This is a genomic window from Actinokineospora pegani, assembly GCF_009745975.1.
Classification (GTDB): Bacteria; Actinomycetota; Actinomycetes; order Mycobacteriales; family Pseudonocardiaceae; genus Actinokineospora; species Actinokineospora pegani.
The window spans coordinates 1-17,191 of the sequence record NZ_WHOL01000070.1; the positions used below are offsets into that span (position 1 = coordinate 1).

A 17,191-nucleotide genomic window follows, 5' to 3' on the forward strand; every position below is an offset into this window, starting at 1 on the left:
CGGCTGGATGAGGCGTTGGACGAGTTGGTCGGGTTTTTCGTCAACACGTTGGTGCTGCGCACGGATGTCTCCGGTGACCCGACGTTCGGTGAGTTGGTGGCCCGGGTGCGCGACGCCGACCTGGCCGCGTTCGAGCACCAGGACCTGCCATTCGACCTGCTGGTGGAGGAGTTGAACCCGGCCCGCTCGACCGCGCACCACCCGCTGTTCCAGGTGATGCTCGTGCTGCAGAACAACGCCGAGGCCGAGGCCATCGGCGCCGGGTCGGCGAGCGCGGGCACCGGGGCCAAGTTCGACCTGACGCTGGCGGTCAAGGAGGTCGCGGGCCACGGGGTGCGGGGGACGCTGGAGTACGCCACCGACCTCTACGACCGGGGGACCGCCGAGCTGCTGGCCGAGCGCCTGCGGCTGCTGTTCACCGCTGTCGCCGCCGCCCCGCGGACGCGGCTCAGCGATCTCGACCTGCTGACCGAGGGGGAGCGGACCCGGCTGCTCACCGGGTTCAACCCGGAGCCGGTGGACGCCCCGGTGGCCTGCGTGCACGAACTGGTCGCGGCCAGGGCGAGGGCCACGCCGGACGCCGAGGCCGTGTGCGACGAGTCCCGGTCGCTGACCTTCGCCGAGCTCGACGCGCTGGCCAACGGGGTGGCGCGTCGGCTGGTGGCCGACGGGGTCGGCCCGGGGTCGGCGGTGGGGGTGCGGATGCCGCGCTCGGTTGACCTGGTGGTTGCGGTGCTGGGCGTGCTCAAGGCGGGTGCGGCGTACGTGCCGGTGCCCGACGGGCTGCCCGCGGCGCGGCTGGCGGCGATGCTGGCCGAGGCGGGGGCGTCGGTGCTGCTGGAATCGCTGGGCGGGGTCGCGCCCAGCCCGGTGGCGCCCGAGGTCGAGGTGGGGGTGGACGACCTCGTCTACGTCATGTTCACCTCCGGCTCCACCGGCAGGCCCAAGGGGGTGGGCGTGACCCACCGCAACGTGGCGCGGCTGGCGCGCGACCGGTGCTGGGACCCGGGGACCCACCGGCGGATGCTGGTGCACTCCGCGTTCGGGTTCGACGCCTCCACCTACGAGATGTGGGTGCCGCTGCTCGTCGGCGGGTCGCTGGTGGTCTCCGGCGGCGACGGGGCGGACGTGGCGCACCTGGCCCGGGTGATCGACCGGCACGACGTCACCGCCGCCTACTTCACCGCCGGGCTGTTCGCGCTGGTGGCCGAGGAGCACGTGGACGCGCTGGGCAGGCTGCGCGAGGTGTGGACCGGTGGCGACGTGGTCGCCCCGGCCACCTTGCAGCGGGTCCTGACCCACTGCCCGGACACGGTCGTGGTGCACAGCTACGGGCCGACCGAGACCACCTTCGCGTCCAGCCGCCAGCGGTTCGGACCCGACCAGCGCGATGGGGCGTCCGTCCACCTGGGGGTCCCGCTCGACCACAACCGGCTCTACGCCCTCGACGACCGGCTGCGGCCGGTGCCGCTGGGCGGGGTCGGCGAGCTGTACATCGCGGGCGAGCAGGTGGCCCGCGGGTACGTGAGGCAGCCCGGGTTGACCGCGCACCGGTTCGTCGCCGACCCGTTCGGGCCCGACGGCGAGCGCATGTACCGCACCGGTGACCGGGTGGCCTGGTCGACGACGGGGGAGCTGCGCTTCCTCGGCCGCGTCGACACCCAGGTCAAGGTGCGCGGGTTCCGCATCGAGACCGGGGAGGTCGAGTCGGTGCTCGCGCCGCACGTCGGGCAGGCGGTCGTGCTGGTGCGGGAGGACCGGCCGGGTGACAAGCGGATCGTCGCCTACGTGACCCAGCCCGCGGTGGCGGTGGACGGGCTGCGCGCCCACGCCGCCGAGGCGCTGCCGGAGTACATGGTGCCCTCGGTGTTCGTGGTGCTCGACGAGTTGCCGCTCACCCCGAACGGCAAGCCGGACCGGCGGGCGCTGCCCGCCCCGGCGGGGGCGGTCGGGGCGGGGCGGGCCCCGCGCACGCCGGACGAGCGCGTCCTGTGCGGGCTGTTCGCCGAGGTGCTGGGGCTTCCCCCGGTCGGGGAGGCGGGCTCGGTCGGTGTGGATGACGGGTTCTTCGACCTCGGCGGGCACTCGTTGCTCGCCGTGCGGCTGGTCAGCCGGGTGCGGGCCGCGCTCGGCCGGGAGATCGCGGTGCGCGACGTGTTCCGCTGCCCGACCCCGGCGGCGCTCGCCGCCCTGGGGGCCAGCGCGGGCCGGGCCGCGGGCGGTCGGGCGGTGGAGACCCTGCTGCCGCTGCGCCGGGGCGGGGCGGCGACCCCGCTGTTCTGCGTGCACCCCGGCATGGGCTTGGCCTGGCCGTACGCGGGGCTGACCCGCCACCTCGGGCCTGACCAGCCCGTCTACGGCATCCAGACCCGCGAGCTGACCGGCGGCGCCACCGCCGGCTCGATCGCGGAGATGGCGGCCGAGTACCTGACCCTCGTCCGCGGTGTCCAGCCGCACGGTCCCTACCGGCTGCTGGGCTGGTCCTTCGGCGGGGTCGTCGCCCACGAGATGGCGGCCCAGTTGCAGGAGCGGGGCGAGGACGTCGAACTGCTCGCCCTGCTCGACTCCTACCCGGCCGTGCCCGGGGGCGCGGGGGACGGGCGCGAATTCCTCGGCGCCCTGTTCGACGACCCGGCGGCCATCACCGACACCACCCCGCCGGCGCTGGCCCGCGCCCTCCGCGACCGCGACCCGGTCCTGGCGGGCCTCGACCACGACGAGGTCACCACCCTCGTCACCGCCGCCGCACGGCACACCGCCCTGCTGCGCGACCACCGGCCCCGGCTGGTCACCGGCGGCGCCCTGCTCTTCCGCGCCACCCGGGGCAGCGGCCCCGCCCCCGACCGGTGGCACCCGCACCTGACCGGCGGGCTGACCCTCGTCGACGTCGACGCCACCCACCTCGGCCTGGCCGCCCCGGCCCCGCTGACCACGATCGGCGAGACCCTCGCCACCGCGCTGTCCACTCAACTCATCCGCTGAAACACCTGACACCAAAGGAGAAAGACCATGTCGAACCCCTTCGAGGACGCTGACGGCACCTACCTCGTCCTGGTCAACGACGAGGGCCAGCACTCCCTGTGGCCGTCGTTCGCGACCGTCCCCTCGGGCTGGACCGTGGCCCTGGCCGAGACCACCCGCGCGGCGTGCCTGGACCACATCGAGGCGAACTGGACCGACATGCGACCCAAGAGCCTGGTCGCCCAGTACGCCTGATCTGCCTGTCCGCCCCGGCCGCCCGGAAAACGGGTGGCCGGGGCAAAGGGGGCTGGGTACAAACAGCCCATGCGCCCGTACACCGGACCGGACGACCTGCGGTTGATGCAGGGCCTGGCCCAGCGGCTGTGGTCGCACCGCTCGCAGTGGCACATCGGCGACCTGGTCTGGCAGCGGTTCCAGCACCTGGGTCGGGAGCCGGAGTGGCCCACGGCGCTGTGGGAGGTCGACGGGAGGGTGGTCGCGTGGGGCTGGGTGCGGGAGCCCGGGGGGCTCGCCTACCAGGTCGACCCGGACTTCCCGGACCTCGCCGCTGAGGTCGTGGCGTGGGGCGAGCCGGAGGCGGTGTGGTTGATCGACGGGGAGGAGCACCTGGTCCCGGCCGGGTTCACGGCGCGGGAGGTCCGGTCCACCCACATGAGCCGGTCGTTGGCGGGGTTGCCCGAGCCGGTCCTGCCACCGGGCTTCCGGGTCGGGCCGGTTGACGACGTGGCGGCGCGGGTGGCGTGTCACCGGTCGGTGTGGCGCCCGTCGAGGGTGACCGAGGAGAGTTATCGGGTGGTGATGGGGGCGTGGCCGTATGAGCGGTCGCTGGACCAGGTGGTCGTCGCGTCGGACGGGACGGTGGCGGCGCAGTGCCTGGTGTGGGCCGACGAGGTGAACGCGGTGGGGGAACTGGAGCCAGTGGGGACGGTGGAGTCGTTTCGGCGGCTCGGGCTGGGGCGCGCGGTGTGCCTGGCCGCGATGCGGGCCGCTGCCGAGCGGGGGTGCGCGGAAGCCGTGGTGTACCCGGTGACGGGGTGGGCGCAGGCGTTCTACCGGTCACTGGGGTTCACGCCGTACGCCCGGACGCGGGCGTACCGGCCGTGAGGCAGGATGTCCGAGTGGACCTGCGCGCTGTCACTGACCAGGACTGGGGACGGGTCTGGCCGTTCATGCGGGAGATCATCGCCGCCGGCCAGACCTACACCCTCGCCACGGACCTCACCGAGGCCGAGGCTCGCGCGATGTGGCTGATCCCCACCGCCCTCGTCGCCGTGGCGGGCGACACGGTCCTGGGCATCGGCAAGTTCCACGCCAACCACGGCGGCAACGCCGACCATATCGCCAATGGCAGCTTCATGGTCGACCCCGCCCACGCGGGCAAGGGCGTCGGCCGCGCCCTCGGCGCCCGGGTGCTGGACGAGGCCAGGGCGGCGGGATTCACCGCCATGCAGTTCAACGCCGTCGTGTCCACCAACACCGCCGCCGTCCGCCTCTGGCGGTCCCTCGGCTTCGAGGTCGTCGCCACCCTGCCCGGGGGCTTCCGCCACCCGGTGCACGGGCCGGTGGGCCTGCACATCATGTACCGGGAGCTGTAGCGGCGGGACTGCCTGAATACTGCCGGTCCAACTACCGCTCGGGGGCTCTGGGCCGACCTAGCTTTGCGGCATGGCCTCGCGCAGTGGTGGTGCAGTCGGTGTGGTCGATGTGCTCGTCGCGGGCACGGTGTCGGACTCGCACACGTGGAACCTGATCTTCCTGCAGCTGTTCTGCGAGGAGCGCGGGCTGCGCGTGGCCAACCTGGGGCCCTGCGTGCCCGACGCGCTGCTGGTGGCCGAGACGGTGGCGCTGCGGCCCGGGGTGGTGGTGCTCAGCAGCGTCAACGGGCACGGGTACACCGATGGGCTGGTGACGGTCCAGGTGCTCAAGGCGGCGGTGCCCGACGCGCGGGTGGTGATCGGGGGGAAGCTGGGGATTGACGGGCGGGGGCGCGGCGAGTGGACCTCCGCGCTGGTCGACGCCGGGTTCGACGCGGTGTTCCAGGGCGGGGACCTGGAGGCGTTCGGCGACTACCTGGCCGGTGCGCCGCTGGCGGTGGGGTCATGAGCTTCGGGCGGTTCGTGCGGCGCGCGGGCGAGCTGGTCGTGCAGCCGAGGATGGGGTTCGGGGACCCGCACGCCATGCGGCGGGGGCTCATCGCCACGTGGGCGGCCGACGCGACGACCTGTGGGACGCTCACGCTCGACAGCTACACGCGGGTCAACGACCTCAAGGCGGCCGCTGACGCGTTGCGGGACGGGTCCCCGCTCAACGGCTACCCGATCGTCACCCACAGCGTCGACACCACCCGCCGCCTGCTCGAAGGCATCGCCCACGAGAGCTTCCCGGTGCAGGTGCGCCACGGGTCGGCGAAGCCACAGGACATCGTGCGGGCGTTGACGGCGGTGGGGCTGGACGCCACCGAGGGTGGGCCCGTGTCCTACTGCCTGCCCTACGGCCGCACCCCGCTGCGGGAGTCCATCGCGAACTGGCGTGAGACATGCGGGATCCTCGCCGACAGCGCGGAGACGCCGCACCTGGAGAGCTTCGGCGGCTGTCTGCTGGGTCAGTTGTGCCCGCCCAGTCTGCTCATCGCCGTCAGCGTGCTTGAGGGGATCTTCTTCACGCGCAACGGAATCCCCAGCGTGTCGCTGAGCTACGCGCAGCAGACAGACCCCGCCCAGGACGAGGAAGCCATCCGGGCCTTGCGCACACTCGCGGCCCGCCACCTGCCCACAGACGCCGACTGGCATGTCGTCCTCTACGGCTACATGGGCGTCTACCCCACAACCACGCACGGCGCGCTCAACCTGCTCAAGGCATCCGCCGAACTGGCAGCGCGCACAGGCACGGAACGGCTCATCGTCAAGACAGTCGCCGAATCGCAGCGAATCCCGACAGTCGAAGAGAACGTGCAAGCGCTGGAAGTCGCCGCTGCTGCTGCGAGAGCGCACACCCCCCAACCGTCCACGCGCGACACAGGCATCCTCGACGAAGCGTCAGCGCTCATCGACGCGGTGCTCAACCTCGACGACGACCTGGGCCGTGCCCTGGCCGAGGCCTTCGCGCGCGGCGTGCTCGACGTCCCGTTCTGCCTGCACCCCGACAACACCGGACAGGCCCGCAGCACCGTCGGCGACGACGGCACCCTGCGCTGGACCGCCACCGGGGCCATGCCCATCCCCCCGTCCGCCGCCGACCACCCGCTCACCTCGGAGCGCCTGCTCACCGCCCTGACCCACGTCGCCAGGGCGTTCGACCGCTGAACCCGGAGGAGCCAGCCATGTCCGAATCACCCCTGCCCCCGCTCGCCGAGCACCTGACCGCCCGGTCGACCGCGGCGGCCATGCGGGTGCAGCAGGAGGCGCTGCAGGCCGCTCGCGACCACCTGCGCTCCCTGGGCTTCCAGGAGCTGCTGCCGCCGCTGATCGGCCCGGTCACCGACCCGGGCGGGCGCGGCGCCAAGGCGCTCGACGTCGACTTCTACGGCCACCGCTACAAGATGATGACCAGCGCGATCCTCTACAAGCAGGCGTCGCTGCGCGGGTTCCCGAAGCTGTTCTACATCGCCCCCAACGTGCGGGTGGAGCCCGCCGAGACCGCGGGCACCGGGCGGCACCTGGTCGAGTTCCACCAGATCGACGTCGAGGTCGCCGGGGCCACCCGGGCCGGGGCCATGGGCGTGGCCGAGTCGCTGCTGACCCACGTGGTCGACCACGTGTGGCGCGCCGTCCCGGAGACGCTCACCGAGCTCGGCCGCGACCGCGAGTCCTTCGCCGAGCTGCTCGCCGGGCCGTTCGACCAGGTCACCCACCACGACGCGGTGGCGGGCCTGCGCTCGGTCGGGCACGACCAGAACCCGGACGGCGAGATCGATTGGGCGGGGGAGGAGCTGCTGTCGCACAAGGCGGAGCGGCCGTTCTTCATCACCGGCTACCCCAAGGGCTCGCGCGGGTTCTACGACCGCGAGGACCCCGACAACCCCGGCCAGTTGCGCAACTTCGACCTCATCGCGCACGGCGGGTTCGGCGAGCTGGTCAGCGGCAGCGAGCGCGAGGCCGACTACGCCACGATCGTCACCCGGATGCGCGAGAGCGGCGAGAACCCGGCCAAGTACGCCTGGTACCTGCGGGCCGCGCGCGAGGGCATCCCGGGCAGCGCCGGGTTCGGCATGGGCGTGGAGCGGCTGACCCGCTTCCTGACCGGCCTCGACGCGCTCTGGCAGGTCAGCGCGTACCCGAAGCTGCCGGGGGTGGCGACGCCGTGAGCGGCCTGACCACCATGGCGGCCGGGTTCCCCGAGGAGCAGGTCCGCGAGCGCGCCAGGACGGGCGCCGCCGCCGCGTTCCCGCCCGCCGACACCTACGGCGCCGGCGTCTTCGGCGCCGACCCGTCCACGCCGCTCGACGACCTGGACGTCGCGCGGCTCGTGCCGCCGGTGTTCATGCCGCGCAGGCTGGAGAAGCTGATCGACCTGGGGCGCGAGCCCGAGCACACCGACGTCGACCTCACCGCGGCCGTGGGCGGGTTCCGCTCGACGCTGCCGCTGTTCCTCTCGGCGTTCGGGTCGACCCGGATCGGCAGCCGCGAACTCGGCGTCGCCGCCAGCGCCCAGGCCGGGCGGCTGGGCGTCCCGATGGTCATCGGGGAGAACATGGTGCCGGTGCACGGGTTCGGCGGCTCGCCGATCCTGGCCAGGATCTCGGCCTACCTCGAGACCGTGGCCGACGGGGTCGGCGGCGTCGTGGTGCAGCAGAGCACCGAGGACGCCGACTCCGAGGTGTGGAACCTCGTCTACAGCTCACCCGCCGCCGCGCCGCTGCTGGAATCGGGGCGGCTCGCGTTCGAGCTCAAGGTCGGGCAGGGCGCCAAGCCCGGGCTCGGCGGCATGACCGTGCTCGACGCCGCCGAGGCCGCGCGGCTGGCGGACCGGTTCTCCCTGCACGACGTGTTCGGCACCGACGCGCGGCTGCGCTGCGCCACCCCCGGCACGTTCACCGAGGAGATCGTGCGCCAGCAGATCCGCTTCATGCGCAACAACTTCCCGCGCGCCCGGGTCTGGGTGAAGTTCCACCCCGGCCGCGACATCGGCCGTGCCGCCGAGGTGGCGTGGGCGGCGGGCGCGGACGCGGTCACCGTCGACGGGGCCGAGGGCGGCACCGGCTGGGCGCCCACCGCGTTCCTGCGGCACGTGGGGCTGCCGCTGGCCGAGTGCCTGCGCCGGATCGGCCCGCCCGCGGGCTGCCTGCTGGTGACCGGGCGGATGTGGGAGGGCAGCCGGGTCGTGCGGTCGCTGGCGCTGGGCGCCTCGGCCGCGGGCCTGGGGCGCGCCGCCCTGGTCGCGGTGGCCGAGGACCCCGGCGCCGGCCTGCTGCGGCTGGCCGAGTGCCTGGCGCTGGAGGCCAGGCTGCTGATCAGCGCGCTGGGCAAGTACGCCCCCGCCGACCTCGACGCCGACGACCTGTGGTGGCCGGGCACGCGGGCCGCCGACCGGGTCGCGGACCCGGTGCGGGGAGGGTGAGGTGGCTGACTCGGTCGGGATCGGGCGGGCCGGGGCGCTGCACGCGTTCTTCACCCCGTCGGAGGTGCCCGTGGTGACGGTGTGGCCGCCCTGGTGCCGGGCGGGCGCTGGGCGGGCCGCGCGGTGGACGCTGGCCGCGCACGGCCAGGCCCACCTCGGCGGGGACCTGGTGGTGGTGTCCGACGTGGAGCACCACCTGGCCGCGCGGCTGGCCGCCGCGCGCGCCGTGGACGACGCCGTGCTCAGGGGGAGGAGGCCGCGATGACCGCCGTGCGTGGTGAACAGGTCCGGGAGCGGACCGACTGGCCCCGGATGGGGACCCTGGTCAGCGGGCAGGCGGTGTCGCTGATCGGCGACAGCATGCTGTCGATCGCGCTGTCCTGGAGCGCGGTTCGCCTGGGCGGCGCGGGCGCGGTCACCCTGCTGATGCTGTGCTCGACGCTGCCCAAGGCCGTGATGCTGCTGGTCGGCGGGGCGGTCGCGGACGCGCTCGGGCCGCGGTTCACCCTGCTGCGCACCACCTCCGGGCGCGTGGTGCTGCTGGCGCTGGGCGCGGTCGGGGTGCTGGTGGCCGAGTCGCTGCCGGTGCTGGCGGTGATCGCCGTCGTCGAGGGCGTGCTGCTCGGACTGGGCGGGCCGTCGTTCGGCACGATCCTGCCCCGGCTGGCCTCGGGCGACGACCTGCTGCGCGCCAACTCCGGGTACTCCACGGTCACCCGGCTCGCCCCGATCCTCGGCGCCCCGCTCGGCGCCGCGCTGATCGCCGTGGGCCACCTGTGGATGGCCATGGCGGTGGTGTCGCTGACCTGCGCGGTGGCCCTGGCGTGCCTGGCGCACGTGACCCGGGGGATGCGGGCGCGGCCCGACCCGGCCAGGACCCCGCTGCTGCGGCGCTCCCTCGACGGGTTCCGGGTGCTGGGCCGCTCGACGCGGCTGCGCAGGCTGTTCGTCTCCTCGTTCCTCATCGACTTCTGCTTCGGCTGGCCGCTGCTGGCCGCGGTCCCCCTGCTGGCCGTCGAGCGCGGCTGGGGCGTGGGCGCGGTGGGCTCGGTGATCGCCGCGTTCAGCGGCGGCGCGCTGGCCTCGACCGCCCTCGGGGCCGCTGTCGCGCACCGGCTGCCGCTGTTCGCCCGGCTGGTCGTGAGCGGGTTCGTGCTGGCCGCGGCGCTGCTGGCGATGGCGTTCGCGCCGGACCCGGTCGTGCTGTCGGCCATCGCGTTCGGCGCCGGGGCCGCGTCCGGCTTCAACGGCCCGGCGACCGTCACCCTGTTCCAGGCCGCCGCCCCACCGGGGCAGATGGGCTCGGCGATGGCGGCGCTGGCGCTGGCCGGGATCGGCACCGCGCCGTTCTCCGCCGCCGTGTTCGGCGGGTTGGCGCTGCTGGTCGGGGTGCAGGCGACCTGGGTGACCTGCGGGGTGATCGCCTTCGCGGGACCGGTGGTCGGGATCCTCGCGCTGCGGACGCGGTAGCCGGGGTTGCGGGGACCCCGCGGGGTCCGGAGAGTGGGGGTGTGCGCTACTCGGTCAACATCCCCAACTTCGGAGACTTCGCGGACCCGCGGGCGGTGGCGGACCTCGCCGCCGCGGCCGAACGGGCGGGGTGGGACGGCCTGTTCGTCTGGGACCACCTGCGCGGGTTCCGGCAACCCCGGCCCGAGGTCGGGGACCCGTGGGTCCTGCTGACCGCCGCCGCCCTGGCCACCTCGACGCTGACCATCGGCACGCTCGTCACCCCCGTCGCCCGGCGCCGCCCGCACCAACTGGCCCGCGTGGTCACCACCCTCGACCGGCTCACCGGCGGGCGCGTGGTCCTCGGCGCCGGGCTGGGCGCGCCGCTGGACGAGGAGTTCGGCGCCTACGGCGAGCCCACCGACCCGAAGGTCGTCGCCGCGCTGCTCGACGAGGGCTTGGACCTGCTCAACCGGTACTGGAGCGGCGAGACCGTCACCCACGACGGCCCGGCGCACAAGGTCGACGGTGTGCGGCTGCTCCCGACGCCGGTGCAGCGGCCGAGGGTGCCGGTCTGGGTCGCGGGCTACTGGCCCAACAAGCCGCCGATGCGCCGGGCCGCGCGGTGGGACGGTGTCGCGCCCATGTTCGCCGACGCCGACCACGGGTTCGCGCCGTCGGTGGCCGCCGTGCGCGACCTGGTCGACTACGTCGGCTCGCACCGCGAGGGCGGCGGGCGCTTCGACGTGGTGGTCGGCGGGGCGACGCCGCTGACCGGGGGCGTCGACGTCGTGGGGCCGCTCGCCGAGGCGGGCGCGACCTGGTGGGACGAGCGGGTGCCGGTGGACAGCCCGGACCTGGACCGGCTCGACGCGGTGCTGCGCCGGGTCGAGGCGGGGCCGCCGCGCTAATCCGATTGCGGTGGGGCTCGGCGGGGCCCACAGTGGGGTGTGCGCTACTCGGTGAACATCCCCAACTTCGGCGACTTCGCGGACGCGCGCGCGGTGGCGCGGGTGGCGGCCGCGGCGGAGCAGGCGGGGTGGGACGGCCTGTTCGTGTGGGACCATGTCGTGCACATCAAGGCCAAGCGCCGCGCGCTGGGCGACCCGTGGATCCTGCTGGCCGCCGCCGCGCTGGCCACCTCGACGCTGACCCTCGGCACGCTCGTCACCCCGGTCGCCCGCCGCCGCCCGCACCAGGTGGCGCGCCAGGTCGCCACCCTCGACCACCTCACCGGCGGCCGGGTCGTGCTCGGCGCCGGGCTCGGGGCCCCGCTGGCCGACGAGTTCGGCGCGTTCGGTGAGCCGACCGACCCGGTCGCCCTGGCCGGGCTGCTGGACGAGGGGCTGGAGCTGATCGACCGCTACTGGACCGGCGAGCCCGTCACCCACTCCGGCCCGCACTTCCGGGTGGACGACGTCGCCCTCCTGCCCACCCCGGTCCAGCGCCCGCGCGTGCCGGTCTGGGTGGCGGGCTACTGGCCCAACAAGCCGCCGATGCGCCGCGCCGCGCGCTGGGACGGCGTCGTCCCGATGTTCCTCTCGGCCCGGCACGGGGTCTTCCCGCCCGTGGCGCAACTGCGCGACCTCGTCGACTACATCGGCGAGCGGCGACCAGGCAGCGGCCCCTTCGACGTCGTGGTGGGCGGCCCGACCCCGCCGACCGGCGGGGCCGACCTCGTCGCGCCCCTGGCCGCGGCCGGGGCGACCTGGTGGGACGAGCGGCTGCCCATGGACAGCCCCGACCAGGACAAGCTCGGGCCGGTGCTGCGCAGGGTCGAGGCCGGGCCGCCGCGCTGAGTGCGAGAATCCACCGGGCCACGGGTGTAGGGATCGCGGGCCTGGCTCCGACCCCCTGGCGAACCCCGAGCGGAGCACCAGGAGGAACCCGTGAAGTTTCTGTTGATCATGCACATGAACCCGGCCGTGTGGGACGGGCTGACCGAGGCCGAGCGCAAGGCCGTCATGGCCGGGCACGAGGGCTTCATCACCGAGGTCACCGAGTCCGGCGAGCTGCTCGGCACCCAGGCCCTCGGCGACCCGTCGACCAGCGCGGTCGTCCGGGTCCGCGACGGCGTGCCGGTGGTGACCGATGGCCCGTACGCGGAGGTCAAGGAGTACCTCGGCGGCTTCTACCACATCGATGTCGACAGCCGCGAGCGCGCGCTGGAGCTGGCGGCGAAGATCCCGGACGCGGCCGTCGACGGCCTCGGCGTCGAGGTCCGGCCGGTGATGTTCGCAGCGGGCCCGGACCTGTGAGCCGGGCGGTCGGGGACCTGGTGCGCGAGCTGGCGCCCCGGGTCCTCGGCCTGCTCGTGCGCAGGCACGGCCGGTTCGACATGTGCGAGGACGCCGTCCAGGAGGCCCTGCTCGCCGCGGGCGCCCAGTGGCCGCGCGACGGCGTGCCGGACAACCCGTGGGGCTGGCTGGTCGCGGTGGCCTCGCACAAGGTGGTCGACGCCTTCCGCGCGGAGGCGGCCAGGACCCGGCGCGAGGCCGCCGTCGCGGCCATGGAGCCGGTCGAGGCGCCGCTGGTCCCGGACGCGGACGACACGCTGTCGCTGCTGTTGCTCTGCTGCCACCCCGAGCTGACCGAGCCCTCCCAGGTCGCCCTGACGCTGCGCGCCGTCGGCGGGCTCACCACGGCCCAGATCGCGCGGGCCTTCCTGGTCCCCGAGGCGACGATGGGGCAGCGCATCACCCGGGCGAAGGCCAAGATCCGCCAGGCCGGGTTCGGCGGGGCGGGCGGCCCGGAGCGGGTCCGGGCCGTGCTGCACGTGCTCTACCTGATCTTCAACGAGGGCCACACGGCGTCCTCGGGCACGGCGCTGCACAACGTCGAACTGTCCGCCGAGGCGATCCGGGTGACCCGCCTGGCCCACCACCTGCTGCCCGCCGACGGCGAGGTCGCGGGCCTGATGGCGCTCATGCTGCTCACCGACGCCCGGCGCCGCGCCCGCACCCGGCCGGACGGGTCGCTGGTGCCGCTGGCCGAGCAGGACCGGTCGTCGTGGGACCGGGAGCAGATCGCCGAGGGCACCCTGCTCATCGAGCGCACCATGGCCACCGCGGCCCTGGGGCCCTTCCAGGTGCAGGCGGCGATCGCGGCTCTGCACGCGGAGGCGCCGAGCACTGCTGCCACGGACTGGGCGCAGATCGCCGTGCTCTACGGGATCTTGGAACGGCTGGCGCCCGGGCCGGTGGTGACCCTGAACCGGGCCGTGGCCGTCGCCGAGGCCTCCGGGCCCGCGGCCGGGTTGCGGTTGCTCGCCTCGGTGGCGGCCGAGCTGGGCGGGCACCACCGGTTCGCCGCCGTGCGGGGACACCTGTTGGAGATGGCGGGGGACACCGAGTCGGCGCGGGAGGCGTACCGGACGGCCGCGCGGCTCACGCTGAGCCTGCCGGAGCGCCTGCACCTGGAGTCCCGAGCCGCCCGCCTGGGTCTTGGGGACGGCGCCGGGGCGGGGTGAGGGGCCGGCCGCCCGGGCGGCCGAGGACCCGCGCGAGCCGTCGGCTCCGCGCACCCGATGACCACGCCGCCCCGAACCTGTGCCGGTCGAGGCCTGGATGCCGCACCCGTCGGCCAACGGCGGGTCGACGAGCAGGTGCGCGAACGCGATCTGGCCGGGCGGGGTTGACCACCGCGCGCAGGCGCGTCAGCCGGGTGTGCCACGGACCCGGGGCGGCCGACCGGCCCAGCCGGGTGCGGGGGTGAGCACGACCGCGGGATCGGCGCGCGCCTCGACCAGCGAGGCGCACAGGCCTCGGCCGTGGCGTGGAAGAGCCCCGGATCGGCCCTGGGAGGAGACCACCCGGCGCTTGTACGGTCCGGGAATGCTTCGGGGGAGCGCGTTCGCCGCCTTGGCGATGATCATGGTGGGCAGTTCGGTCGCGGTGGTCGGCCTGCTCAGGGACTTCCCGGTCCACGCGGGTCAAGCCCTGCGGTTCGGCCTGGCCGCGGTGCTGCTGCTGATCGTGCTCAAGGCGCTGCGACGGCGCGGTGGTCAGGCTCCCCCGAGGGTCGCCGCGGCTGACTGGGTCCGCGTCACCGTGCTGGCCGCGCTGGGGATGGTCGGGTTCAACGTCGCGCTGACGGAGGCGGGCAAGCACACCGACCCGGCGCTGGTCGGGGTGATCGTGGGGTGCGCGCCGATCGTCATTACGCTGGTCAGCCCGCTGGTGGCGCGCGGTCGGCCGACCGGGCGGCTGGTGCTCGCGGGCGTCGTGGTCGCGGCGGGGGCGGCGGTCGCGCACGGCTTCGGGTTGGGCGGGAGTGCCCTGGGAGTCCTGCTGTCGGTGTGCGCGCTGCTGGGCGAGGTCGCGTTCGCGCTCGTGGCCGCGCCGCTGCTGCCCCGGCTCGGGGCGCTGCGGGTGTCCACCTGCGCGTGCGTGGCGGCGGTCCCGCTGTGCCTGGTGGGGGTGGTGGTCACCGGGGAGGTCGCGCGGCCGGACGGGACCGAGGTGCTGGCGCTGCTGTGGCTCGCGGGGGCGGTCACCGCGTGCGCCTACGTCTGCTGGTTCACCGCCGTGGCGGCCATCGGCCCGGAGCGGGCGGGGCTGTTCACCAGCCTGGTGCCCGTCAGCGCCGTCGCCCTCACCGCCGTGCTCGGCGTCGGGGACCCGACCCTGGGCCACGTGCTCGGCGCGGCCTTCGTCCTCGCGGGTCTGCTCATCGGCATGTGGGCCGCGCCCGACACGCGACCTAGCGGCTCGATGCGGCGGGGAGCTCCTTGGGCTGGTCCTCGTCGGTTGTCGCCTTGAACCAGTCGAAGGGGCCGGTGGGCAGTTCGGGGTCTTCGAGGCGGTGGCTGTGGCCGGTCCCCTCGACGTCGAGGCGGGGCAGGATCCGGTTGACCCACTCGGGCAGCCACCAGTTGGCCTTGCCGAAGATGGTCATGACGGCGGGGACCAGGGCGATGCGGATGATGACCGCGTCCAGCAGGACCGCGACCGTCAGGCCCAGGCCGGACTCCTGCACGACGCGTTCCCCGGTGGTCACGAAGGACACGAAGACCAGGGCCATGATCAGGGCGGCGGCGGTGATCGTGCGGCCGGTGGCGGCGAGGCCGTTGACCGTGGCCTCCACGGTGTCGCCCCGGCGGTGGTACTCCTCCTGGATCCGGCTGACCAGGAACACCTCGTAGTCCATCGATAGGCCGAATAGACCCGCGAAGAGGAACACCGGGATGTAGGGCTCGATCGGGCCGGTGTCGGCGATGCCGAACCAGCCCCACTGGAACACCGCGACCAGCACGCCGAACATCGCCGCGGCGGCGAGCAGGTTCATCACCGCCGCGGTGAGCGGGATCAGGATGCTGCGGAAGACCAGCACCAGCAGCAGGAACGAGATCGCCACGACGGTGAACAGGAACAGCGGCAGGCGGTCGGTGATGGCCTCGGAGAAGTCGGTCTGCACGGCGGTCACACCGCCGACGTAGAGCTGGGCGCCGCTCGTGCCCGCGGCGGTCGGGATGACCTGGTTGCGCAGGTTGTCGACCAGGGCGCTGGTGGCCTCGTCCTGCGGGGACGCCTTCGGGTAGACGATGACGGCGGTGATCTGGCCGCCCTGCTTGGTCGGGGTGACCACCGGCGGCACGGCCTGCGCCACGTCGGGGTGGGTGGCCAGCTCGCGGTGGACCTTCTCGGCCGCGGCGCGCTCTTCCGGGGTGTCGGCGCGGCCGACGACGACCAGCGGGCCGGTGAAGCCGGGGCCGAAGCCCTCGGCCAGCATGTCGTAGGACTGCCTGCTGGTGGACTCCTCCTTGAGCAGGCCCGCGTCCGGGATGCCCAGGCGCAGCGAGAACACCGGGATCGTCATGATGCCGATGACCAGCAGCGCGAGCAGCGTGGACAGGTACGGCCTGCGGGTGACCGCCCGCGCCAGCGCGCCCCAGCGCCGCCCCTCGGGGAGCACCTTGCGGTGGCGCAGGGACATGTCGCGGCGCACCGACGAGGACAGGATGCGCATTCCCAGCACCTTGAGCAGGGCGGGGAGCAGGGTCAGGGCGGCGAACATGGTCATCAGCACCGCGATGGAGGAGCTGATGGCGATGCCGTCGAGGAAGCTGATGCCGACGGTGAACTGGCCGAGCAGCGACACGCAGACGGTCACGCCCGCGAACAGCACGCTGCGCCCGGAGGTGGCCGCCGCCAGGGCCAGGGCGTCCTCCTGGCGGGCCCCGCCCACCAGGGCTTGTCTGTACCTGGTGACGACGAAGAGGGCGTAGTCCACCCCGACGCCCAGGCCGAGCAGGATCACGATCTCCTGGCTGACCGTCGGCACGTCCATGACGTGGGTCATCAGCCCGACCACGCCGATCGCCGTGCCCACGGAGATCACCGCGGTGACGATCGGCACCAGCATCGAGAACAGCGACCCGAAGGTGAACAGCAGCACGATCGCTGCCGCGAGCAGGCCGAACCCGGCGTCGTCGAGGTTGGGCGGGCCGATCGTGCGGGTGGCGACCGCGCCGTCCACGGCGACCTTGAGCACCCCGCCCGAGGCGGCCTTGGCGGTCGCGACGAAGTTGTCGGCCTCCTCCTGGGTCAGGTCGTCGGCCTTGACGTCGAGGGTGACGGTGGCGAACGCGACCTGCTGCCCCGGCGAGATCTGCGCCCGCCCGGCCTCGGAGTAGGGGGAGACGACCGCGGCGACGTGCGGCAGCCTGGCGATCTCGGCCAGCATCGGCTCGACCCTGGCCTGCACCGACGGGTCCACGACGGACACCCCGTCGGTCTTGACCACGACCCGCTCCTGGGCGCCGCCGATCCCGCCGGCGCTGTCGGCCAGCAGGTCCTGGGCGGTGCTGCTGTCCGACGCGGGCAGGGCCAGCACGTCGCGGAAGTCGATGCCCGCCGACTGGGCCCCGTAGGTGGCCCCGGCCAGCACGGCGAGCCACAACACGATGACGAGTCGCGCGTGGCGGTAGCAGAAGATCGCGAGAGCCCGCACGGGCAGCAGCCTAGTTCACCCGGTGACCGGGCAACACGTGCGCCGGTGACAAAAGCGCACGGCGAAGTTGTGCCGGTCCGATCGCCGGTCGGCAGCCCGGTCGGCTCCGACCGCGCCTGGCACCTCCAGTGTGCGCTCGCGCGCCCGGAAAGTCACCGCCCCAACGGAGTACTGCCGCTCACCCGGTCGAGGGGTGTTCGGGAAAGGATCGGCGGAGGGCATGATCATGTGGGGCGGCGCCGCCGCGGCGAGG

16 protein-coding genes are annotated in these 17,191 nt (G+C 74.2%); 15 read left to right on the forward strand and 1 reads right to left on the reverse strand.

Annotation, left to right across the window (positions count from 1 at the left end; all coding sequences use genetic code 11):
- The 15 genes from GCL84_RS10575 to GCL84_RS10645 all read left to right on the forward strand — a co-directional run.
- The coding region (locus GCL84_RS10575) for a non-ribosomal peptide synthetase (protein ID WP_156755244.1) at positions 1-2,982 on the forward strand (2,982 nt) is incomplete at its 5' end.
- A 27-nt stretch (positions 2,983-3,009) separates the two neighbouring features.
- Positions 3,010-3,216 carry an MbtH family protein gene (locus tag GCL84_RS10580; RefSeq protein WP_156755245.1) on the forward strand — a complete coding sequence of 69 codons (207 nt, stop codon included), beginning with the start codon at positions 3,010-3,012 and terminating at the stop codon, positions 3,214-3,216.
- Positions 3,217-3,285: 69 nt separating this feature from the next.
- On the forward strand, positions 3,286-4,086 hold the full coding sequence (locus tag GCL84_RS10585) for a GNAT family N-acetyltransferase (protein WP_156755246.1): 801 nt from the start codon (positions 3,286-3,288) through the stop codon (positions 4,084-4,086).
- 14 nt (positions 4,087-4,100) lie between these two features.
- Positions 4,101-4,577 (forward strand): GNAT family N-acetyltransferase, encoded by a 477-nt coding sequence (locus tag GCL84_RS10590; RefSeq protein WP_156755247.1) that lies wholly within the window; start codon positions 4,101-4,103, stop codon positions 4,575-4,577.
- A 100-nt stretch (positions 4,578-4,677) separates the two neighbouring features.
- Positions 4,678-5,085 (forward strand): cobalamin B12-binding domain-containing protein, encoded by a 408-nt coding sequence (locus GCL84_RS10595; protein ID WP_235926138.1) that lies wholly within the window; start codon positions 4,678-4,680, stop codon positions 5,083-5,085.
- Positions 5,082-6,284 (forward strand): methylaspartate mutase, encoded by a 1,203-nt coding sequence (locus GCL84_RS10600; RefSeq protein ID WP_156755249.1) that lies wholly within the window; start codon positions 5,082-5,084, stop codon positions 6,282-6,284. The genes GCL84_RS10595 and GCL84_RS10600 overlap by 4 nt, the downstream gene beginning before the upstream one ends.
- A 17-nt stretch (positions 6,285-6,301) precedes the next feature.
- Positions 6,302-7,285: an asparagine synthetase A gene (locus tag GCL84_RS10605; RefSeq protein ID WP_156755250.1), complete on the forward strand. Its 984-nt coding sequence runs from the start codon at positions 6,302-6,304 to the stop codon at positions 7,283-7,285.
- Positions 7,282-8,538, forward strand: coding sequence for a glutamate synthase-related protein (locus tag GCL84_RS10610; RefSeq protein WP_156755251.1), 1,257 nt, complete (start codon positions 7,282-7,284; stop codon positions 8,536-8,538). The genes GCL84_RS10605 and GCL84_RS10610 overlap by 4 nt, the downstream gene beginning before the upstream one ends.
- Before the next feature lies 1 nt (position 8,539).
- The gene (locus GCL84_RS10615) at positions 8,540-8,803 is read left to right on the forward strand and encodes a hypothetical protein (RefSeq protein WP_156755252.1); all 264 of its coding nucleotides are present in this window, start codon (positions 8,540-8,542) and stop codon (positions 8,801-8,803) included.
- Positions 8,800-10,008: an MFS transporter gene (locus GCL84_RS10620; RefSeq protein ID WP_156755253.1), complete on the forward strand. Its 1,209-nt coding sequence runs from the start codon at positions 8,800-8,802 to the stop codon at positions 10,006-10,008. Before GCL84_RS10615 ends, GCL84_RS10620 begins: the two co-directional genes overlap by 4 nt.
- 41 nt (positions 10,009-10,049) lie before the next feature.
- The gene (locus tag GCL84_RS10625; protein WP_156755254.1) at positions 10,050-10,898 is read left to right on the forward strand and encodes an LLM class flavin-dependent oxidoreductase; all 849 of its coding nucleotides are present in this window, start codon (positions 10,050-10,052) and stop codon (positions 10,896-10,898) included.
- Positions 10,899-10,949: 51 nt separating this feature from the next.
- A complete protein-coding gene (locus tag GCL84_RS10630; protein WP_235926139.1) occupies positions 10,950-11,786 on the forward strand; it encodes an LLM class flavin-dependent oxidoreductase in 837 nt (278 codons plus the stop codon).
- 90 nt (positions 11,787-11,876) lie between these two features.
- Entirely contained in the window at positions 11,877-12,245 is a 369-nt protein-coding gene (locus GCL84_RS10635) for a YciI family protein (RefSeq protein WP_156755256.1), read from the forward strand.
- Positions 12,242-13,456, forward strand: coding sequence for an RNA polymerase sigma factor (locus GCL84_RS10640; protein WP_156755257.1), 1,215 nt, complete (start codon positions 12,242-12,244; stop codon positions 13,454-13,456). Before GCL84_RS10635 ends, GCL84_RS10640 begins: the two co-directional genes overlap by 4 nt.
- 364 nt (positions 13,457-13,820) lie before the next feature.
- The gene (locus GCL84_RS10645; RefSeq protein WP_156755258.1) at positions 13,821-14,747 is read left to right on the forward strand and encodes a DMT family transporter; all 927 of its coding nucleotides are present in this window, start codon (positions 13,821-13,823) and stop codon (positions 14,745-14,747) included.
- On the opposite strand, the gene GCL84_RS10650 is transcribed toward GCL84_RS10645, so the two are convergent.
- Positions 14,689-16,938 carry an MMPL family transporter gene (locus GCL84_RS10650; protein ID WP_156755259.1) on the reverse strand — a complete coding sequence of 750 codons (2,250 nt, stop codon included), beginning with the start codon at positions 16,936-16,938 and terminating at the stop codon, positions 14,689-14,691. The genes GCL84_RS10645 and GCL84_RS10650 overlap by 59 nt on opposite strands.
- Positions 16,939-17,191: the final 253 nt, after the last annotated feature.

Bases quoted from the DNA above. Each gene is read 5' to 3' on its own strand.
- GCL84_RS10580 (WP_156755245.1), top strand. From the start codon at position 3,010: ATGTCGAACCCCTTCGAGGACGCTGACGGCACCTACCTCGTCCTGGTC.
- GCL84_RS10585 (WP_156755246.1), top strand. From the start codon at position 3,286: ATGCGCCCGTACACCGGACCGGACGACCTGCGGTTGATGCAGGGCCTG.
- GCL84_RS10600 (WP_156755249.1), top strand. From the start codon at position 5,082: ATGAGCTTCGGGCGGTTCGTGCGGCGCGCGGGCGAGCTGGTCGTGCAG.
- GCL84_RS10605 (WP_156755250.1), top strand. From the start codon at position 6,302: ATGTCCGAATCACCCCTGCCCCCGCTCGCCGAGCACCTGACCGCCCGG.
- GCL84_RS10620 (WP_156755253.1), top strand. From the start codon at position 8,800: ATGACCGCCGTGCGTGGTGAACAGGTCCGGGAGCGGACCGACTGGCCC.
- GCL84_RS10645 (WP_156755258.1), top strand. From the start codon at position 13,821: ATGCTTCGGGGGAGCGCGTTCGCCGCCTTGGCGATGATCATGGTGGGC.